This is a genomic window from Helicobacter sp. 10-6591 (assembly GCF_003288805.1).
GTDB lineage: Bacteria > Campylobacterota > Campylobacteria > Campylobacterales > Helicobacteraceae > Helicobacter_F.
Genome location: NZ_NHYK01000003.1, coordinates 1 through 19,690, shown reverse-complemented (window position 1 = coordinate 19,690; position 19,690 = coordinate 1). Strand labels below are relative to the sequence as shown.

The following is a 19,690-nucleotide window of genomic DNA, read 5'->3' as shown; positions in this document are numbered from 1 at the left end:
GGAGTATAACAAAGTTAAGTAAAACTATTTTCTGCCTAAAGGCCTATTAAAAGGAATCTCCGGCTTTTGGTTTGTAGAATCTTGAGAGTTTGTCATCAAGTGGAGCAAGCAAGCGATAGAAGATTGGTACGACCAAAAGCGAGAGTAGCATTGAGATAATAAGCCCACCGATCATAGCGATACCTATGGGATTTTTCATCGCCTCCCCCGCGCCACTTGCAATAGCAAGCGGAAGCATGCCAAAGACCATGGCAATGGTTGTCATAAGGATTGGGCGCAAACGAAGTTCCCCTGCATTTATAATCGCACTTATTATGTCCATACCTTCTTTACGTTTTTCGTTTGCTACGTCAATAAGTAAGGTCGCATTTTTCCCGACCATACCCATAAGAAGCATAAGTCCCATAAGAGAAAACATGCTAAAGGTTTCACCTGTAAGAAACAGTGCCAGAAATGCCCCCGAAAAGCTAAGTGGCAAGGTTATCATGATAATTAGAGGTTGCAAGAAGCTCTCATATAATGCAGCCAAAATGAGATAAATAAGAATGACTGCCGTAGCAATCGCAACAGCAAATGCTACAAGTGTTGCTTGCATATTTTCTATTTCGCCTTGTAATTTGTAGCTAGCACCGGGTTCTAACCATTGGTTGTCTGGATCTTGTACCACCGAGAGTAAATCACCAAGAGAAGCACCAGAAGATTTATTGATAGAGGCATATACAGTAAGACTTCTTTGTCTATTAAAACGTGTGATAGTTGAGGCGGCTTTGGTTTCCTCAATACTTACAAGTCCTTCCAGAAACATTAATTCCCCTTTGGAATTTTTAACTTGCAGACGTTTAATATCCTCAAGAACGCGTCTATTCTCATCTGGGACGCGCAAGGTTATGTCATATTCCTTGCCGTTTTCTTTGTAGTAGCCGATTGGATATTCACCCGAAAATGCTGCTCGGATAGTGTTTCCTATATCCTCTGAGCTCACTCCGTATTTGTTGGCATTTGCCCGTACTATATGGAATCTGTATTCTGGGCTATCATCGGCTTTGTTTAAATGCAAGTCGGTTACTTTATTTCCAAGTTTTTCTTCAAAAAGTTTGTAAAGATTTTCTTGGCTTTTGTACAAAATCTCATCACTTGGCGCGAGTATTGCAAGCTGGAATGGTGAGTTATCCCCACCACCACCAATATCTGAAACTTCCACAACAGAAATCGTCATATTTTTGGCAGCGGGGGAAGCTTTCAAAGTCTCTCTTAGTTTTTCTATCACGGCAAATTGGGATTGCTCTTTAGTCTTACGTTCTTGTCTGTCAAGCATTTTTGTATAGATTTGGGCTTTGAATATATTTTTTTGTGTGTCATAGCCAATCTGTAGTGTCGCAAATTTGGTGGTTTTTTCATTTAGCACAATATCTTGCAAAATCGCGCTTCTATGCTTCATTTCTTCCATATTGATTCCCGGGGCGACCTCTAGGAAAATGTTGTATTCTCCTTTGTCTTCTTTTTTCATAAAGTCAAACCCCAAGTCTTTTGCTAAAAAAAGAGAGCCTACAAATAGCAGTATAACCGCAGTAAGCACGATAATTTTATTGTGCAAAGCAAGCTCTAAAATGCGGACATAATATTTGTCAAGCCCATTAAAAAACCATTCTGTTTTCTGGTAAAGCCTTGATCGTTTTGAACTAACGACAATCGAGCTTAGCATCGGAATAAAAGTAATCACCACGATATAAGAAAGCCCAATAGCAAGTGCTACTGTTATTCCAAAGCTTTGGAAGAATTTTCCTACAATTCCGCTCATATTGCCCACAGGGATAAATACCGATAAAAGCATTGCAGAAATAGCAATGATAGCAAAGCCAATTTCCCTCACTCCTTCATATGCAGCCTCTCTTTTAGATAAGCCAGATTCTAGTTTTTTGTGGATGTTTTCAATAACGACTATTGCATCATCGATAATGATCCCAATAGCGAGTGTAAGTGCTAAGAGAGTGAGCATATTGAGTGTGAGATCAAAGGCATTCATAAGTGCAAATGTGCCAATGATAGAGATAGGCAAACTAAGTGCCGCAACAATTGTGATACTAAAAGAACGCAAAAATAAAAATACAATACTCACGGCCAAAATTGCTCCTAAAAGCAAGTCAAATCTCACATCAGCAATAGAGTCTTCAATATAAATAGTCGTGTCTTTAAATACTTGGACTTCATAATCTCTGCTGGCTAGCTCAATTTCTTTGAAGGCATTTTTTACAGCTTTGGCGATTTTGATGTCATTTTGTCCGGAGATTTTTTGGACTTCAAAGATAACGCCCGGTGTCTTATCATAGCTTGCATAAGTCCTATCCTCTTCTATAGAATCTTCGATCTTTGCAATATCTTTTAGCCTTACACCATCGCTTATACGTATCTCTCCCATATCCTCAATATCATAACTATTAGCATCGGTTGTAAGTGCCCATTCAGTTTTTGAGCTCACCAATCGCCCACCATCAATTTCTATATTTTCTTGTCCAATAAGTCTGCTAAGACTTGAGAAGGTGAGATTGTATTTATTCATAAGTGTTGGGTCTGGATAGATTCTAATTTGTCGCTTACGATACCCGCGAACTTCTACGCTTCCTACGCCACTAATCTTTTGTAGCATGGGTTTGATTACATTATCTGCATGCTTCATCATCTCCGATGGTGGGACTTTATCACTTGTCAGAAATAATGATATTACAGGACTTGAACCAGTATCCACTTTACGTACAGAAGGAGAATCTACACCGCTTTCAAGATGGAGTGTGCCTATTTTGTCGCGCACATCAGCTACGGCGACATCAAGATCCTTTTCAAGTTCAAATTCCACAACCACAATACTTGTATTACGCACACTCGAAGAAGTGACCTTTTTGATTCCATCAATACCTAGCACAGCTTCCTCGATTTTGTCGGTAACTTTTGTTTCAATAGTGCTAGCACTTGCACCTTTGTAGGTTGTGATAATGGTTATGATAGGAAAATCGACATTAGGGAAAAGTGAGACAGGCATTTTCATCACGGCTAAAACACCAAAAAACATTACAGCAAAAGCAAACATTAGGGTAGTAACTGGTCGAGTGATAGCAAACTTATACATTACATACTCCTTAGATTCGTCCAAACATTATTCTTGCTGTGTTTTGATATAGCCATCACCAAAAGTGCCCGGGATTATATCCTCTACAAAGGCTTCAGCTTTTACTTTGCGATTAGATTCACTAGCAGTTGGATAGATTTTATCTATCGTTGCTATCTGTTTGGAATTAGCCCCATCGATGCTAAATTCAAATGTATCTCCAACCTTTACTTGATTTATGTATTTAAAATCAAATTCCAAGACAATCTTGACTTTATTGCTGATAAGTCTAAAAAGCTCTGTATTATTAGCAGTGACACCATCGCCTAATTCCACATATTTATAGGCAATCACTCCATCAAAAGGTGCCTTAAGAATGCTTTTGCTCAAAAGAGCCTCTTGGTAGGCAAGATCTGATTCAGATCTTTTGTAATCTGCGTAGTATTTTTCTAAAGTATTTTTATCTACCGCTCCACCAGATTTTTTGTAACGCTCATATTGTTTTTTGTTGAAAACATATTGCTGGCGGATAGATTCTATTTGGGCGAGTTGGTCTTGATGAAAAAGCTCAAGCAGGGTGTCATCTTTTTTTACGACACTTCCGACATCAACAAAGATCTGGGTTACAATCCCGCTATTACCTAAACTCAGATTAGAATCTTTGATAGCTTGTGCATTAAAGATTGCATATATATTTTCTGAATATGCGTTATACGCACAAAATAAAAACCATATTGCAAAAAACTTTTTGGATACTGAAACAGGGAATCGCATACTTTCCTCCTTAAGAGATGTAATTACTATTTTTCAATATTTCCTTCAATTTCTTGTCCGCTGTAATACAAATACCGCGCTTTTTCTATCTCGTAGTCATTGAGAGCTTTGTTGTAGGTAGCTTCCGCATCAAATTTCCTGCTTAATGACTGCAAATAGTCTGTGAAATTGAGAATCTGTGAGTCATATTTTTTTGCAACATTTTCAAAACCCACACTAGCTGATTTCAAAGCCGCTTGGGCACTTTTGATTTTCGCTTGGGCTATCTCTAAACTTTTGCGATACAAAAGTTCATCTTTCTCTTGCTCATGTTTTTTATAAGCAAGCTCCTTTTGGAGTTTCATACTTCCATAACGTAAGGCTTCCTTTTGTTTTGCAAGGTTTAGCCAGTCAAAGATTCGCATATTCACACTTATGCCGATAACATTTTGGCTTGGTGGATAACTCATTTTCATAAAATTACTCCCACCAAGACCACTTCCAGCCCCCGAAGTACCAAAAAGTTCATCAAGAGCAGGTTTTGAACTTACTGAACCCAAAGAATTCCAACTGAAAGTATCACTTATAGTAATGCTAGGCAGATAGGTTACTTGCTTTACTTGGTACCTTAGACTATTGGCTTGCTCTTCTAAAGCAATGATATCTTGGCGTTTTTGGAGTGTAAAATTTGGGGCTTTGATACTTGTGCGAGTGAGATTTTTGACATCAAGATTTGTAAGCAAAGATAGGACGAGCTTGTTTTTCTCTATCTCAAGCACAATGTTTGCTATGTCATGTTCTGTTGTAAGAATCTCAGCGCGTAGAGATTCTATATCATCGATGGTAGTAAGCCCAGATCTATAAAGGCGCTCAAGACGCTTGATATTGACTTCAAGCTGTCGGTGTTTTTGCTCTAATGATACAAATCGGGCTTGGTTAGAGAAATAGGAATAATACTGCTCTATTACATTTAAGAAAAGCTGTTCTTGCATAGAAGCTCTATCAGCAATGCTTGAACGATATAAAGAATCTTTTTCGCGCATTTTGTTGTAAGTTTTAAATCCGCTAAAAATTTCCCAATTTGCTTTCAAAGAAGCACTTTGATTCTGGATTTTTCTGTAGGTATTGTTGGTGTCTTGGAAAGAATAGTTGCCATCAAGAGTTGGCAAAAATTCTCTTGTAGCAGCGATTTTATTGGCTTGCGCTTGTAAAATGGCGAGTTCTTTGGCTTCAAGATTATAGTTATTTTTTGTTCCTTCTAGCAGTTCATTTAATGTAAATCCTTTATCTGTTGTGCTTAAAAAATTGAGTATCTCATTAAATGAAAGATTGTTGAAATCATTGTAGTTTTTTTTAGTTTCAGGTTGGAGTAGTTTGGACTCGCCTAAGAGTATGCTAAATGCAAAAAACAATGGCAGTGCAAAAGTTATAAGCTTCATAACATCTCCTTGTAGAAATTTGTATTTTCTAAAAATAGGAGGTCGAATTATAGTATAAAAATTATATTGTAATAATATATTACAATCAAAATTCCGTATTATTCTTAGTATCTTGTTGTGGCTTGGTGGCAAAACTCATAAATAAGATTCCAAGTACCACAGCAATTGTAGAAGCAATAAGGATGGAGATTTTTGAGAGATCAATAGCACTTAAGTCATCTTTGTACGCAAGATTTGCTACAAAAATTGACATTGTAAATCCTACGCCAGAAATCATGCCAACTGCTAGAACATGCGCATTGCTTAATCCCTCAGGGCGTACAGAGAGATTGAGCTTTTCGCCTAAATAAGCAAACAAAAAGATTCCAATAGGCTTGCCCACAATAAGTCCAAAAGCCGTGCCAAGTACAACTTCATTACTTAGCAAATTATGTGTTGTGTCTAGGTCAATTTCTACTCCTGCGTTCATAAATGCAAAAGCAGGCACAATAAAATACGCACATAATGGCTGTAAAGCATGTTCGAGGCGTAAAAGAGGATTTTGTGCATAGCGAGAATATGTGCCAATCGTATCAAGCATATAAACAATTTCACTTGCCTTTGCCATATTGATGTTGTGAGCTGATGAAGAAGCCATAAAGTTTTTGATATTGATAAAGGTAGATTTCCAGAATCCTTGTTTTTGTTCTGTGGTATGCAAGATGTCTGCACCATTATTGGTGATACGTTTGATACGTTCAAATTCATGGAACATATTTGCAAAATACTTGCGATTTACACGAGTTCTACCGGGAATGATGAGAGCTAAGAGAACTGCTGCTATAGTCACATGTATGCCACTAAGATAAACGCAAATCCAAAGTAATATACCAAGCAAAAAATAAAGCGATAGGTGCTTGGTATCTCGAAAATTGCAATATCCTAAGACCATAACAATTATCAAAGAAAGATATACCCAAAACATCTGTATGGATTCTGAATAAAACAAAGCAATCACGCTGATAGCACCCAAATCATCAGCGACTGCAAGAGTAACCAGAAAGATTTTTACAATCTTTGGAACTCTATCACCCAGCAATAAAATTACACCAAGCGCAAATGCAGTGTCTGTACTCATGGCGATTCCAAAACCTCTCTCATAAGAGGTATTGTGGGTGAAATACATATACACCATGATGGGAACTATAATCCCACCAAGAGCTGCCAAGACAGAAAAGCTTACTTTTTTAAACCCTGCCAATTCACCGTAGAGAATCTCGCGCTTCATCTCTAGCCCTACAAGCAGAAAGAAAAATGACATCAACACATCGTTTACAAAATGCAAAAGTTCGATTTTGAGTTCAAATTCTTGGACAACAACTCCAAACTCAATCTTTTGCAGCCAAAAATACAATTCCTTGTACGGAGAGTTCGCAACTACCATGGCCAAAATCACACAAAATGCAAGCAAAATCCCACCAAAAGATTCGTGTGCAATAAAACGCTGCAAGCCATTCTGGAGCTTATCTTTTAGGTAAGAATAACGACGATTTGGAGCAATGTTTAAGGGAGAAATATTTAGGTTTTGATCTGGCACTTGATTCCTTAAGGTAAATAGCATTTTGGGGGATAAATTTAAGCGCGGATTATAACAGCCTAAAGTGAATTGTATCGGTAAGATTGTGGAGATTTTTTACAAATTGTAAAATTTGCATAAAAATTTCAAAAAATTAAGTATTTTTAAAGATTTACTTACATTCATTTGGTCTGTGTAATATCAAGCAATTTTATAAAGCGATTTTTGAAGGATTTATCAATGGGACTTGTTGATTTTATTGGTGTAATTACGGTTTTAGTATGTGTGATATTGATAGTAAGAAAGATTTATAAGAAAGATTCTGGTTGCAAATGCGGCTGTACAGACAAACAGAGCAAAAGCCATTAAGACAGGTTTGATAACTGACAATCAGATCAATGATAAAGGTCGTATCCCTCAGTCTTTGTAAAATGAGCCACAAGAGCTCGTCTAGGAGTATTTTTAGGAGAGCAGGAGAGATTGGCGAATAAAATGCTTTGTAAAAGCCAATCACACAAAATCTAACATATTTACACACAGGAGCAATCAGCACTCGTATCTGCCCTATAATTTCTACCTCATTAAGCGCATAGCTTGAGCTAGCATAGTTAAGATTTGCAGAAATAAACTCTAGGCTTTTGTCTTTGAGAAAACAGCGCAAATGACTTTGATTTTGCGAGAGGAGTTACACTATTTACCCCATACTCTTTTGGGTAGATCATTTGGTGTGAGATTTAGATTAATGAATTATTAAGAAGCACTTTCTTGTCTTATCGCAGTAGCTAGCAGAGACATGCTTGGCTTAATGAGTGTAGAGGCAATGTAGTACTTTGCCGCTCCTTCAAGCTCTTTGCTTCGCCTTTGGGCTAGTTCAGGCTGTATTTAGCTTTGTATTTGTTTGTAGCTCAGGGTTTCTTGGTTATTTTTAGCTTTCTGTGCTGCGTGGGGTTTGCTTGGTACTTAGCGTTGTATTGCTACTGCTAACATAAAGTTAGTCAGCAGATTTACTGCAAGAGAATTTGCTACATCTTTGTCTTAGCTGTGATTCCGATGAGATGTAGTCCTAATGTCAAGCTTTGGCTTACGACAAAAAGAGCTTTGAGAATCTCTGCTGCATTTGGCGTATCTAAAATCTTGTATGTGTTATAAAAACTATGCAAATCACCCGCAAGAGCCTTGAGATATTCGCATAGCTTTTGAATCTCTCTTGTTGTAAAGCTTACTTGTAATACTTGTTTTAGGCTTAGTGCGTGAAAAATAAGATTTGCCAGATTGTAAGAAACTTCGGAATCTTTTTGTAAAAATTTTTCCAAATCTGCTTGCAGAAGTTTTGTTTTATCAAAGGCAGATTTTTCTAGTAGCGTGTGGATTCGTGCATTTGCATAGTTGATATAGAAAATGGGATTGTTAGAATCTTGTGAGCGCAAATCCTCCACATCAAATTCTAAATGCGTATCTATGCTTTTAGTTAGAAAAACAAACCGCAATGCATCTGCACCAATATCTGCTATGACATCTTTTAGTAAGATGAAATTCCCTGCACGCTTGCTCATCTTGTAGTTTTCACCACCTTTGCGTAGTGCTACCATTTGAGAGAGCAAGATTTCAAGGCGCGAAGAATCAAACCCTAAGAAATCAATCGCTGCCTTGAGTCTTGTGATATAGCCATGGTGATCGGCACCCCAGATATTGATATAGCTTTCAAAATCGCGCAAAAACTTATTGTTATGATAAATAATATCACCCGCTAAGTAAGTAGGCTCACCATTTTCACGCACGATGACGCGATCTTTTTCATCGCCCTTAAGCGAGGAAAGGAGCCATGTTTTTCCTTCTTTTTCTTGGATTCCTTGGTGTATCTTAAGTGTTTCTAAAGTCTTGCTCCATTGCGAAAAAAGTGCCTTTTCGCTTACAAAACTCTCAAACTCTATATTGATTTCTTTGAGATTGTTTTTTATTTCTAACAGCATCAAGTCTTTGGCAAATTCGCTTAAAAGGGCAATATTTTTTTTGTCATCAAAAATTTTTTCTCCAAATTTTTCCATCGCTGCCTTAGCGATATCGACGATATACAATCCTTTGTAGTACTGCTCAGGATAACTTACAGATTTGCCTAAAATCTCACTTCCGGCCAAAAAGACTGAAAGCCCTAAAGTCTCAATTTGCGCCCCAGCATCATTTATATAATATTCACTTACAATCTTAAAGCCTAGAAATTCTCCGATTCTGCGCAAGCTATCTCCATAAATCGCACCCCTAGCATGCCCAATATGCAAGGGTCCTGTAGGATTTGCACTTACAAATTCAAGCAAGACGGAATGCTGTACTTTTCTCTGTGCACTGAAGTAGTTTCCTTCTAATGCGCTTTCGCAGAGTTTGTTAAGAAAACTAGGGCTTAGAGTGAGATTCACATATCCACTTACAGCCATGACCTTGCTAAATTCTTGTTGTTGACAGAGATGCTGTGCTATTTCTTGTGCAAGGATATTTGGAGATTTGTGTAGAGATTTGGCTAGGACAAATCCAACAGGCGTGGCAAAATGTCCTAATTCTTTTTGTTTAGGACGCTCTAAGATGATTCCAACTGGTTCTAATCCGTGTGGATTGAGTATTTTGGAATAAATAATATTTTCACAAAGCGCCTTGGTGTGGCTATACATTTAGATAGTCTTATCTTCTTGTTTCTTGGTTTGCTCAGGGGTATTTTTCTGCTCTTTTTGTGCAAGTATTTTTTCTGGAGTACTGTTTATCTCAGAATCTTCCTCATCATCTTTGATAGCCTTTTTGAAGTTCTTAACGCCACTTCCTAAACCCTTCATAAGTTCTGGAATCTTTTTCCCACCAAAAAGCAATAACACAATGATCAAAACAACAATTATCTGCCATGGACTTGGGGTCATTTTTTCTCCTTTTAACAACTCTCTTACGCGCCTGTAATAGCGTGACTGTAGGCATTATAGCAGAAAAGCAATAATCTAATTCCAATTTTCTAAGAGCTTTTGATTCTGGTTTGTGTTCCTATACAAGAGGCTTATAGCAATACTTACAATAGCCTTGCTAGCAGTCTGTATGTCATCATTGATAATCAGGTAGTCAAATGTTTGTAAATGTTGCATCTCATTAAATGCTTGCATAAGACGGAATTCAATAGTTTGATCATCATCAGTCTGGCGGTTTTTGAGGCGGGATTTGAGAATCTCTTTGTTTTTTGTAGTGATAAAGACAGATTTTGCATCGTCACGAAAATATTGCTTAATATCTCTATGACCTTGTACATCGACATCAAACACCACCAGTTTATTCTCATCTAAAGCTTTTAAAATGGGCTCTAGCCCTGTCCCATAGTAATTATTATGTACCTGTGCCCATTCTAAAAAATTTCCTTCTTGCACTTGCTTTAAAAACTCATCTTTTTTTACAAAGTGATAATGTACTCCATCGATTTCACCATCGCGTTTTGGACGTGTGGTTGTCGAGATTGAGAAATACACATTGGGGAGTTTGAGAATCTCATTTGTCAGGGTAGATTTTCCACAGCCACTTGGCCCGGAGATGATAAGTATAGCTTTAGGCATTGCTCTTGTCTTTGAAGTTAATGCTAATAGTCACTTCCATACCATCAAGCAATGTTTTTATCTCGGAGTTTTGCAAGTTTGTAAGACTTTGCTCGATAGATTGGCTCAGTGCAGAAGCAAGCGCCTCAGACTTGGAATCCAAAGTTTTGGGATTAGTGGTTTTTGGTGTCTCGCCCAAAGCTTGGAGTATCTGGCTTTCATTAAGAGTTTGGAAATCTTGCAGTTGCTCATCTTTTTGTTGCGATAAATCATCTTTGGGATCTGGTCTATCTATGCTATCAAAGAGCTCATCATCAGAGAGTTTGGAATCTAGCGCTTTGTCAGCATCTAGAATGCTATTGTCTAAGTCTTGGGATCCTTCATCCAGGGTATCTAATGAGAAATCATCGATTGCTAAGTCATTAGCCGTATCTTGTGCTAAATCCTGTTCCAAATCCGTTTGAGAAATCTCTTGCATTCCTATTTCTTGCTCTAGTGTCTCTTTTTTGGTTGATTTTGGTGAGCTAGTCTCAATCTCGTGTAGCAAATCGCTCACTTCGTTAATCTGCTCAGTATCAAGCACTTGTGGAGTGGATGTATTGGAATCTGACTGTTCAGATTCGTTGGCTTGCTCTAGTTGTTGGGAATCAAGAGTTTCTGTGAGTGCTTTTGCTTTATCAAGCAAGTCTTCCAAGTCCTCTTGGTTGGAATCATCGCTATCGTTAAGCTCTTTGTCAAGGTCTTGCTCCAATACATCTTCTTGCTCATCCACTTCCTCTATTTCACCTAAATCCAAATCATCAAGCAAAGTATCCTCGCTTACTTGCGCTAGAGTTTCCTCTGAATCTTTCTCTGTGGATTGGGCTAAATCTGTAGAATCCAAATCAGACCCTGTAGCAGAATCTTGGGTGAAGCTTTCTTTGGTCTGTAGTTTGCTGATTTCCTCGATCATGATATTGAGGATATGCGTGGGAATAAAGGGCTTTTTGACATATTCACTAAACCCAGTGGGCATTTCATCAGATTTAGAATAGATAAGACATGCCCTACGTCCAGCGATAAGAACATCAAATGCATCTTTGTCGGTATTGTAACAATCATCATCGATGATGATATAGTCATATTGCTCTATGTCTGTTGCTTGTTTGATATTGTTTATGCTTACTAGCTCTACATTGGCTTTTTGTGCGGTTACCTCTATGAGTTTTTGGACGATTTGGTTGGTGTTGATAAAAAGTATTTTCATATTTTTGCAATACCCTTTGTTTTAAGCATTTGTCTGTATTATAACTAAACTAAAGCTCCTACTAAAACCTTTTGTACCTTAAGAGGACACTTAATGTTTGCGAGAAAGTTATTTCTTTTAATCGTCTTTTGTGTAAGTTTTCATGCGAATATACAAGCAGATTCTCTGTATTTTATGCCTTATGAAAACAAGCAAGCCCTTGCTTCGCTTATACAAAGTTTTAAAGGCGCAAGAGAGCATATCGCAGTTGCAATTTATAGCTTCACAAACAGAGAGATTGCCAAAGCATTAAGAGATGCAGCCTCCTCTGGTGTGAAAATACAGATTATTTATGACAAAAGCTCAAACCTCAAAAACACAACCTCAACCATTGGATATTTAGCCAAATACAAAAATATCTCTGTTTGCACACTTGAAGGCTTAAGTGCGAAAAATTACAACGGAATCATGCACCAAAAAATGGCCATTATCGATAAGTCATTATTATTTATCGGCTCGGCAAACTGGAGCAAAAGCGCGTTTGAACATAATTACGAAACTTTGCTAGTGAGTAAAAACAAAGAGTTCATAGACAAGGCTCTTAAGACTTTTAAGATAATGTACAAGAATTGTAAGCCATATTGAGCTATTTCATAGTGCGCGATACTAAGTATAAAATCAGACTTTTTGAACGTAATGTGTTTGTTGCTAGACAGGGAGTGCTCTAGGCATTTTTTATAAACATAATGGCAATACTAGTCAATGCGATGACACTTGCACCTACACCACCTACAAATCCTCCAATATCAAAAACTCTGTATTCCAAAAGCAAAATCACCCAGATGATAAGCCCAACATAGCAGAGCAATCGCAGCAAGGAAAAGCTAAGTTTTAATCCAGTCAAAAATTTTGAAGTGTCAGATATGGTATGGTTTTCGCTCTTTGGTATGTTTTTGGATTTTAGAGTGTTGTCTATGGGTTTTGGAATATCCTCTTTTCCTTCTTTTGATTGTTTTAAAATCCCCAAAAAAGAGCCCAATAAAATAAGTGCAAAACTCACAAATCCAGACATAAAACTCACAAAACTCTCAAAACTAAAATATGCACTACAAACACCACCACATGCAAAGATAAGTGCAAAGATAAAAAATTGCATCCTATTCATCATCCTCTTTATCCCACTCTTTTGTTTGCTCCAAAAATTCTTTGCTTGTGTAGCGAGGGTTTTGTGCTAATTCATCCAATGCTTTTTTATGCCGCTTGTATGCTTTATAGACATTAAGAAGTGCTGCTAAGATTCCCCAGAGTACCCCAAGCCATAGAAGCCACTCAAATCCAAAGAGTTTCTTTAACCCAAGCCCTATCAAAAATCCTAAGATAAGTGCCACGATGATGGAGATTCCTAAACTCAGGTCATACGCGCCTTCTATAAATTTCTGGAATCTTGGTTGGTGCTTTTGGTCTTGCTTGAGAGATTCATGTTCCTTTTTTTGCATAAAACTCCTTATCTTGCGTTTTTGTGAAATATTTATTTATGTTTATTCACAGCTCCGTTTTTAGTACCGCGCCATTTGCGGCGTTACTCACAAGTAAAGAGTAGCGTTTGAGCCATTTGCTTGTGATGTTTTTATTCTGCATAATTTTCTTTGCTATGCCTTGCTCTAGCCATTTTGCCTATTCTCTATTTTATCTATCATAAGAATCTTACTGAAACAATAGTAGATTCTGTGGGGCAAAAAGATAATAGAGAAAGCATAAAAAAATGGCTTTTACGCACGATAATTCTAAAGCCTTTTGGTCGCAGTGGTGATGCGGTGCTAGCTAGAATGAGGCGAGTCTTTATCAAGGATTTTAAACAAGGAAGCGAGAAATATTTTGATAGCACTATAGATACATTCCCGCTAGATGATATAGAAAAAGAGGCAAATTATAGAGGCGATATGAATGAGGAATTTTTAGAGGATATAATTTGGAATAGTAGGAAAAATAGCCCAGAGACCTTTGCAATACTCTCACTTTTGTATCCACACCTAGATTATAAAAACAATAATTTCCATATCGACCACCTGCACCCAGAATCTGCCTATAAAGCATATAAAAGATTGAATGAAAAAAGAGGGCTTGAGGTGTGGGAGTATCGCTATTATGATTCTTTGCCAAATTTACAAATGCTTGATGCTAATGAGAATATGTCTAAAAATGCTATGCCATTACAAGAATGGGTAGAAAAACAATGTAGCAATGACAAAAAGGGTTTTTTAGAAAGGCATTTGATACCCGATGTGGATTTGTCGCTAGAATCTTTTAATGACTTTTGTGAGGCTAGAAAAGACTTATTGGTACAGAAACTTAAAAGTATATTGTGCTAACAGCGAGATTGTGTTTGGGGATTATGATTTTATGTGGTTTTGGTAGTTTTTGGAGTATAAAATGCTTACATAATTTTATGTATTATGCACCTTAATTTAGTTTAAATTTTGGCTGTAGTATATGCGATATACCCATAAATCACGCTACTTAGCCGTGATCTTGATTAATATACCAATCTATTGACACTTGGTAATATTACCTATTGTCTTGCTTGATAAGATTCTATGATTTTATCCTTTAAACTATAAAGTTCCTCTATTGTTTTTAATTTTTGAGTTGTCCCATCTGGAAATGTGATTGATTTTTTATTATCATTTAGCATAAGACGACAAATCCATTTAGTAACCATACCTCTAAAATTAATACCAAAGTAGCTTTTGGTATCTTTATACTGAATTTGCTCTAAATCCGCACCAATACCACCCAATATTGATTTCACAATATAAAAAGCCTGCAATTCCTCTTGTGTTGTGATAATTTCATCATCGTTCTCATCTTTGGAATCTACCTCATCGTCATTTAAGTTTTGTAGATTATTTTTTATACTTGAAATTTTTTCATACGCTAAATCATTGATAATGTCTTTAAAAGATTTTTTAATATAAGCACGAAATTCCTCTACGATAGCATTTGTCATTCTACGATTTGTTAGCTGTTTTGCAAAAAATATAACAAAATCATCACTTGGATTATTAACTTCTGTTTTAAAAATTTCTTGAATACTACGGTAATATTTTTTCTCTTTTGCTATATCTAGAATATCATCAATATTAAGCTCTGCATAAATAAATCGTTTCAAATCTTTCAAGTCTCGTGGTCTCAAATTTTCAAGATTGATAACCAAAAATGGCAGAGTGTCCATAATGTTTGGTTGTTCTATGTCTGTAAAAAAGCGATATTCTATACCGTTTGTTAAAATCGCAAATCTTATACTCGGCACAGCATTAAAGTATCGTATAAGTTGGCTACCGTGATTATCCAAATTTTCAGAATGATTTTTTGCTTCTATCAGGATAAATGGGGTTTCGTCTTTAAATATAGCGTAATCTACTTTCTCTCCCTTTTTTATACCTACATCGGCAGTATATTCAGGCACAACGATACTTGGATTATAGACATCATACCCTAAAGCTTTGAGAAAAGGAATGATAAATGTCATTTTTGTTGCTTCTTCTGTTTTTACAAGTGCCTTTCTTTCAATAACTATATCAGCTATATTATTTATTTCGGTTTCAAAATCCATTACTACTCCTTGCCAATTTTACGGTTTGTAGCCATAGTGTATCAAAAAAAAAAAAAAAAATTACAATTAAGACAAGTATATTTTATGGCTTCTAACAATAATCATCAAAAGTATCCCCACCGCTCCACTCTAGCCCTTGTGCTAGTGTAAAATATTTATAGCCACCCTCGATAGTAAAAAATGTCCCCATTGCCTCGTGGATAAAGAGAGCATTCTCAAAAGTTACTTTAGCTAAGGCATACTTCTTAACGCCCTCTGGTTCAAACTTGGATAAGATAATAATTGCCTTGTGATTTGGATTTTCTTTGTCTTGCGTTTGGTTATTTCGCATTTCGCTTCTTTGCATTTCACTTTCTTGTGTAGCATTTTCTGATACTAGGGCAGATTCTATAATCACCGATTTGCCATACTCATTTTGTGAAAATATCTCCCCATTTTTCAAAGCTTTGGCATAATTCTCTAAGGGCGTGTCGCTTAGTGATGTAGGGCAGAGGGGAAAGCTGCTTGGTGTTCTCCAATCTCGTTGTTTTGCGTTTGTGGGAGAAAGGGCTTGGGTGGATTCCATAGATTCTGTATAACTAGAATCCTTATAAATCGTAAAGTTTGGGAATCCAAAATTTCGCTTAGATTCTGTATTTTGCTTGAAATCTATCTTATTATAAATCCACTCCCCAATGCCCCCACCTTGTGAATCTCTAGCACTCTCTATCTTTGGTTTTTGTAAAAATAAATATTCTAGATTCTTAAGGCAGTTTTGCGCTTCCTCCTTAGTCACGCTCCGCATCCATTGCAGGTTTGTATCTGTATTTGCTTGAGCTTTATCCCTTAGAATCTGTGGATTTTGCAAAAAGGCTTCTATACTCCCGCAATGATACATAATCTTTTCTCGTGTGAGGGGATTAAGCAGGGCATTTTCAAGCTTTGTGATATAACGCAGATTCTCTGGGCGATTATTTTGCCTATTGGTGTCAATATGGTCTACAATATGTTCTTTTGTAGGTGGCTCTCCCAAAAAGGCTAAAGCTATGATTCTATGCACACGCTCTCCCCCGATAAGCAAATAGCCGTTTTTACTTGGTGTGCCAAAAGTCCAAAGATTGTCAAGTTTGCGTTTTTTTGCATTTGTCTTTATAATTTGAGTTTTGCTGTCTTTGGGTTGCTTCTCTTGTGTCGCGTTACTTTGTATTGTGTTCTTTTGTGTTGTTTTATCTATTTTTGTGGCTTCTTTCGCATAGCGAAATACTGCCCCATTATCCCGCACTGAATATCGTTCGTTTTTATAGATACATTCTTTGGTTTTGGTGAAGTCTTGATTAGGGTCTGCGGGCATTGTGATTCCTTTAAAAAGCAAGTTTCATATCATAATGCATTCATTAAGCCATTTATACTTGCTAAAGCTAGAATCCAACACACACAATTTTATCTTTTAACAATATCCTGCCTTGATACCCTACACATTCTCTTCAAAAAATGCCTTAAGAGTTATGTAAATCTCCTCGTTTCGCTTCTCAATATCTTCTTTTGTCCAATCATCTTTAGGATATTCTGCCAATGCCCTAGCCTCCAAAAATCCAGATTTTTTATATTTTTCTTTCTTTTTGCCAAAGTAGCCATTACCCGCTTGGATATTGATTTTTTTCTCAAGCCACATTTTATTGCCGATTTGCTCTAGATATTTTTTTGCGTCTGCTTTATTCCAGCCATTATAGTTGGTGTTTTGCCATTTTTGTGGGAAGATATGCTCGATTTCTCCATCTATGATTTCTTGGTCTGGATATTTAACATAAAGATGCAAGGTAACAAAAGCTGTAAAAATCTTTTGTCTTTCAAAAAATAGATTCTCGAAAGTCTCATCGGAAAGATATTTTTGCAAATCCACCCCAAAGTCTAATAAACCATTTTTATACAAGCTAACATAGGCGTTAAATATAAGGATTCTTATATTATTTCTACTTGGAGTTTGAACATACTGCACAAACAGGGTTGCAACATAGTGTCGCAAAAATGGCAAGATATTTTTCTCGCTAAAAAAGTCTAATCCCTTATCTTTGCAATAAAAATAATAGACACTCACTAATGTTTTCCAATAATCGCTCGGATAAAAATATAGTGTATCAAACATTTGTGTAGCTTGAAGATTTAATCTTTCATTTTCAAACTTATCTATACTAAGCCACAACTCTTGTAATTCCTCAATTTCTTGCATAACTTTTTGTGAATCTTTGAGCACATTTTTGTATTTGCCTGTGGTATAAAATCTTCTTAAGCCAACCTCATTACTAGAATCCAGATTTCTAGCTCTTGTGATATGCATATATTGAACGAACAAAAAATCCATAACAAAGTATTTTTCACCTGTATCTTCAATGACAAGCTTAGACTCTAACTCTTTCCACTTACTAGCAAATGCTTCTTTCTCATTTTTATCTTGAATACTTGCATAGATTCTGCCTTTGATAATGTCAGAATCACTAAGTGGCATACCCCTATCATTAAGCGTGGTAAAGATTCTCATCGCATTTTCTTGATTGTTGCATTCAATTGGCAAAATCACTAATTTGTTTAAAATGGTTTTACAAAACTCACCCCACATATCAAAGCTACTTGATATAAATTCATCAACTCTCTCACAAAAAAAGATAAAATTCCTAGCATATAGTGATTTACTCTGTTTTATATCACCTATATTTTCGCTTAAAATCTGCTGCAAAATCTCATTATCAGAATCTAAAACCACTCGGCTTGTGAGGTGAGGCTTCTTAAATTCCAAATTCTCACTCCCCTCATCATATTTCCATAAACATTTGCCAAATGCCTTGATATAACCTTTGGTTTCGTCTTTTTTATACTCCTGCCCATTTGCCTTTTCATACAATGCCCTAAAAAGTAGGCTCAAGGTTGTGATTCTCTGTTGTCCATCGATAATTTCTAGGGTATTTTTGTTATTTTCATCAATGAAACTCACCACACTGCCCAAAAAATACTCGTCATCATCGCTAGAATCTTGGTTTTCTTGTGTGTTCTTAAAAAAGTTCATTATATCCTCCCACAGCGTTTCGCACTGCTCTTGCTTCCAGCTATAAGGTCGCTGATATTCTGGGACTAAAAAGCTTTTACCGCTTGCTAAAAGCTCTCTCACACTTTGCTTATTTACTTGCATTTCTGCCACAAATACTCCTTGCTAATTTTTTACCGATTATTGTAATGTTTTTTTTGTAAGTCAAGGGGTTATAAGGCTAGAATCTAGATTCTAATCCACACTAAAAATATCACAAATTGCCTCTTTGAAATACTCCGCAATCAAAAATCCACACATCCAGCTAAAATACACTTCTTCCTTGCACCGCCTTGATTATTCAATCGCCCAAAATATCATTTCGCTTCATTAGAACAAGCGTGCTAAAAAGGGTATTTTGTAAAAATGCTTTATTATGTGTGTTTTAAAGCTGTGTTTTTATGTCTAAAATTTCAAAACATTCGCTTTTTGGTACGCTTTTAAAAAAGGATAGTTGGCACACCAATGTCATCAATCTCGTATTTTTTAACAGTTGGTTTAAGATATAAGTAAAGCAGTAGTGCTATGATGAAAAAAATTGGCACTATTTTTTTATAAGGTAGACAAAATTTCTTTTACTTATATTTTGCTCTAGGATCGCCATTCATTCACTCCTCCCTTCACAGCTCTGTCTTTAGCACTGCGCCATTTGCGGCGTTGCTGACAAGCAAGGAGTAGCGTTTGAGCCATTTGCTTGTGATGTTTTTATTCTGCATAATTTGCTTTGCTATGCCTTGCTCTAGCCATTTTGCCCGCCTAGATTCTAAAACCTTAGAATCCACAAGCAATTTTAGGCTTCCTTGTGATACAGAAATGCAGATTTCATCGCCATCTTCAATAAGCGCGATAAGCCCCCCTTCAGCCGCTTCAGGACTCACATGTCCGATACATGCGCCACGAGTTGCACCGCTAAATCGCCCATCGGTAATAAGCGCCACACTCTCACCTAGCCCCATCCCCATAATAAGACTTGTAGGACTTAGCATCTCTTGCATTCCCGGACCCCCCTTTGGTCCCTCATAGCGGATAACAACTACATTTCCTGCCTTGACTTTGCCACCTGCTATGCCCTTTAATGCTTCAGCTTGGGAATTAAAACAAATTGCTTTACCCTTAAATTCTTTCATAGATTCTGCTACAGCTGCGACCTTTAGCACCGCACCTTCTTTTGCAAGATTGCCAAAGAGGATTTTCAAGCCTCCCACTTGTGAGTAGGCGTTTTCGTTAGTGTGGATAATCTTGGTATCGGTGATTTGCGCGTTTTTAATCCGCTTGCCAAGTGTTTCACCGGTGATTGTTAAAGCGTCAAGATGCAAAACGCTTGCTTGTGCTTCTTTTTCAAGGGGGGACAAGGGGGCTTGAATTGCGAAGTCGCTCCCCTTATCCCCCCTTTGAC

Annotated in this window: 17 protein-coding genes; 2 read left to right on the top strand and 15 right to left on the bottom strand. The window is 36.9% G+C overall.

Annotated features, from left to right (window positions below; translation table 11 throughout):
- Nucleotides 1–46 precede the first annotated feature (46 nt).
- The 9 genes from CCY97_RS01440 to CCY97_RS01405 all read right to left on the bottom strand — a co-directional run bounded on the left by CCY97_RS01440 (nt 47) and on the right by CCY97_RS01405 (nt 11,647).
- Nucleotides 47–3,121, bottom strand: a complete 3,075-nt coding sequence (locus CCY97_RS01440; protein WP_112063719.1) for an efflux RND transporter permease subunit — start codon at nt 3,119–3,121, stop codon at nt 47–49.
- A gap of 27 nt (nt 3,122–3,148) precedes the next feature.
- Nucleotides 3,149–3,874 carry an HlyD family efflux transporter periplasmic adaptor subunit gene (locus tag CCY97_RS01435; RefSeq protein WP_112063718.1) on the bottom strand — a complete coding sequence of 242 codons (726 nt, stop codon included), beginning with the start codon at nt 3,872–3,874 and terminating at the stop codon, nt 3,149–3,151.
- A gap of 26 nt (nt 3,875–3,900) precedes the next feature.
- Nucleotides 3,901–5,292 carry a TolC family protein gene (locus CCY97_RS01430; RefSeq protein WP_112063717.1) on the bottom strand — a complete coding sequence of 464 codons (1,392 nt, stop codon included), beginning with the start codon at nt 5,290–5,292 and terminating at the stop codon, nt 3,901–3,903.
- Nucleotides 5,293–5,377: 85 nt separating this feature from the next.
- Nucleotides 5,378–6,868 (bottom strand): Na+/H+ antiporter NhaA, encoded by a 1,491-nt coding sequence (gene nhaA, locus CCY97_RS01425; RefSeq protein ID WP_258456813.1) that lies wholly within the window; start codon nt 6,866–6,868, stop codon nt 5,378–5,380.
- 247 nt (nt 6,869–7,115) lie between these two features.
- The gene (locus CCY97_RS08145; RefSeq protein WP_146744487.1) at nt 7,116–7,508 is read right to left on the bottom strand and encodes a hypothetical protein; all 393 of its coding nucleotides are present in this window, start codon (nt 7,506–7,508) and stop codon (nt 7,116–7,118) included.
- 361 nt (nt 7,509–7,869) lie between these two features.
- Nucleotides 7,870–9,507 carry an arginine--tRNA ligase gene (gene argS, locus CCY97_RS01420; RefSeq protein ID WP_112063715.1) on the bottom strand — a complete coding sequence of 546 codons (1,638 nt, stop codon included), beginning with the start codon at nt 9,505–9,507 and terminating at the stop codon, nt 7,870–7,872.
- Nucleotides 9,508–9,747, bottom strand: coding sequence for a twin-arginine translocase TatA/TatE family subunit (locus CCY97_RS01415; RefSeq protein ID WP_112063714.1), 240 nt, complete (start codon nt 9,745–9,747; stop codon nt 9,508–9,510).
- Between the two features lie 75 nt (nt 9,748–9,822).
- Entirely contained in the window at nt 9,823–10,422 is a 600-nt protein-coding gene (gene gmk / locus CCY97_RS01410) for a guanylate kinase (protein WP_112063713.1), read from the bottom strand.
- Nucleotides 10,415–11,647, bottom strand: coding sequence for a hypothetical protein (locus tag CCY97_RS01405; RefSeq protein ID WP_112063712.1), 1,233 nt, complete (start codon nt 11,645–11,647; stop codon nt 10,415–10,417). Before CCY97_RS01405 ends, gmk begins: the two co-directional genes overlap by 8 nt.
- Before the next feature lie 93 nt (nt 11,648–11,740).
- Between CCY97_RS01405 and CCY97_RS01400 the strand changes: the two genes are divergently transcribed.
- Nucleotides 11,741–12,271, top strand: coding sequence for a phospholipase D-like domain-containing protein (locus tag CCY97_RS01400; RefSeq protein WP_112063711.1), 531 nt, complete (start codon nt 11,741–11,743; stop codon nt 12,269–12,271).
- A gap of 79 nt (nt 12,272–12,350) precedes the next feature.
- Here CCY97_RS01400 and CCY97_RS01395 read toward each other — a convergent pair whose 3' ends face one another.
- Complete coding sequence (locus CCY97_RS01395; protein ID WP_112063710.1) at nt 12,351–12,791, bottom strand: hypothetical protein; 441 nt, start codon at nt 12,789–12,791, stop codon at nt 12,351–12,353.
- The gene (locus CCY97_RS01390) at nt 12,784–13,122 is read right to left on the bottom strand and encodes an AtpZ/AtpI family protein (RefSeq protein ID WP_112063709.1); all 339 of its coding nucleotides are present in this window, start codon (nt 13,120–13,122) and stop codon (nt 12,784–12,786) included. The genes CCY97_RS01395 and CCY97_RS01390 overlap by 8 nt, the downstream gene beginning before the upstream one ends.
- 174 nt (nt 13,123–13,296) lie before the next feature.
- On the opposite strand from CCY97_RS01390, the gene CCY97_RS01385 reads away from it, so the two are divergent.
- Nucleotides 13,297–13,995 carry a hypothetical protein gene (locus CCY97_RS01385; RefSeq protein WP_146744486.1) on the top strand — a complete coding sequence of 233 codons (699 nt, stop codon included), beginning with the start codon at nt 13,297–13,299 and terminating at the stop codon, nt 13,993–13,995.
- A 200-nt stretch (nt 13,996–14,195) separates the two neighbouring features.
- Here the strand turns inward: CCY97_RS01385 and CCY97_RS01380 are convergent, their stop codons facing one another.
- From CCY97_RS01380 to CCY97_RS01365, 4 genes are all read right to left on the bottom strand, one after another.
- Nucleotides 14,196–15,239: a type I restriction endonuclease gene (locus tag CCY97_RS01380; RefSeq protein ID WP_112063707.1), complete on the bottom strand. Its 1,044-nt coding sequence runs from the start codon at nt 15,237–15,239 to the stop codon at nt 14,196–14,198.
- A gap of 91 nt (nt 15,240–15,330) precedes the next feature.
- Nucleotides 15,331–16,569 carry an HNH endonuclease signature motif containing protein gene (locus tag CCY97_RS01375; RefSeq protein ID WP_112063706.1) on the bottom strand — a complete coding sequence of 413 codons (1,239 nt, stop codon included), beginning with the start codon at nt 16,567–16,569 and terminating at the stop codon, nt 15,331–15,333.
- Between the two features lie 120 nt (nt 16,570–16,689).
- A complete protein-coding gene (locus CCY97_RS01370) occupies nt 16,690–18,399 on the bottom strand; it encodes a DUF262 domain-containing HNH endonuclease family protein (RefSeq protein ID WP_258456834.1) in 1,710 nt (569 codons plus the stop codon).
- A gap of 515 nt (nt 18,400–18,914) precedes the next feature.
- The coding region (locus tag CCY97_RS01365) for a dihydroxy-acid dehydratase (RefSeq protein ID WP_258456804.1) at nt 18,915–19,690 on the bottom strand (776 nt) is incomplete at its 5' end.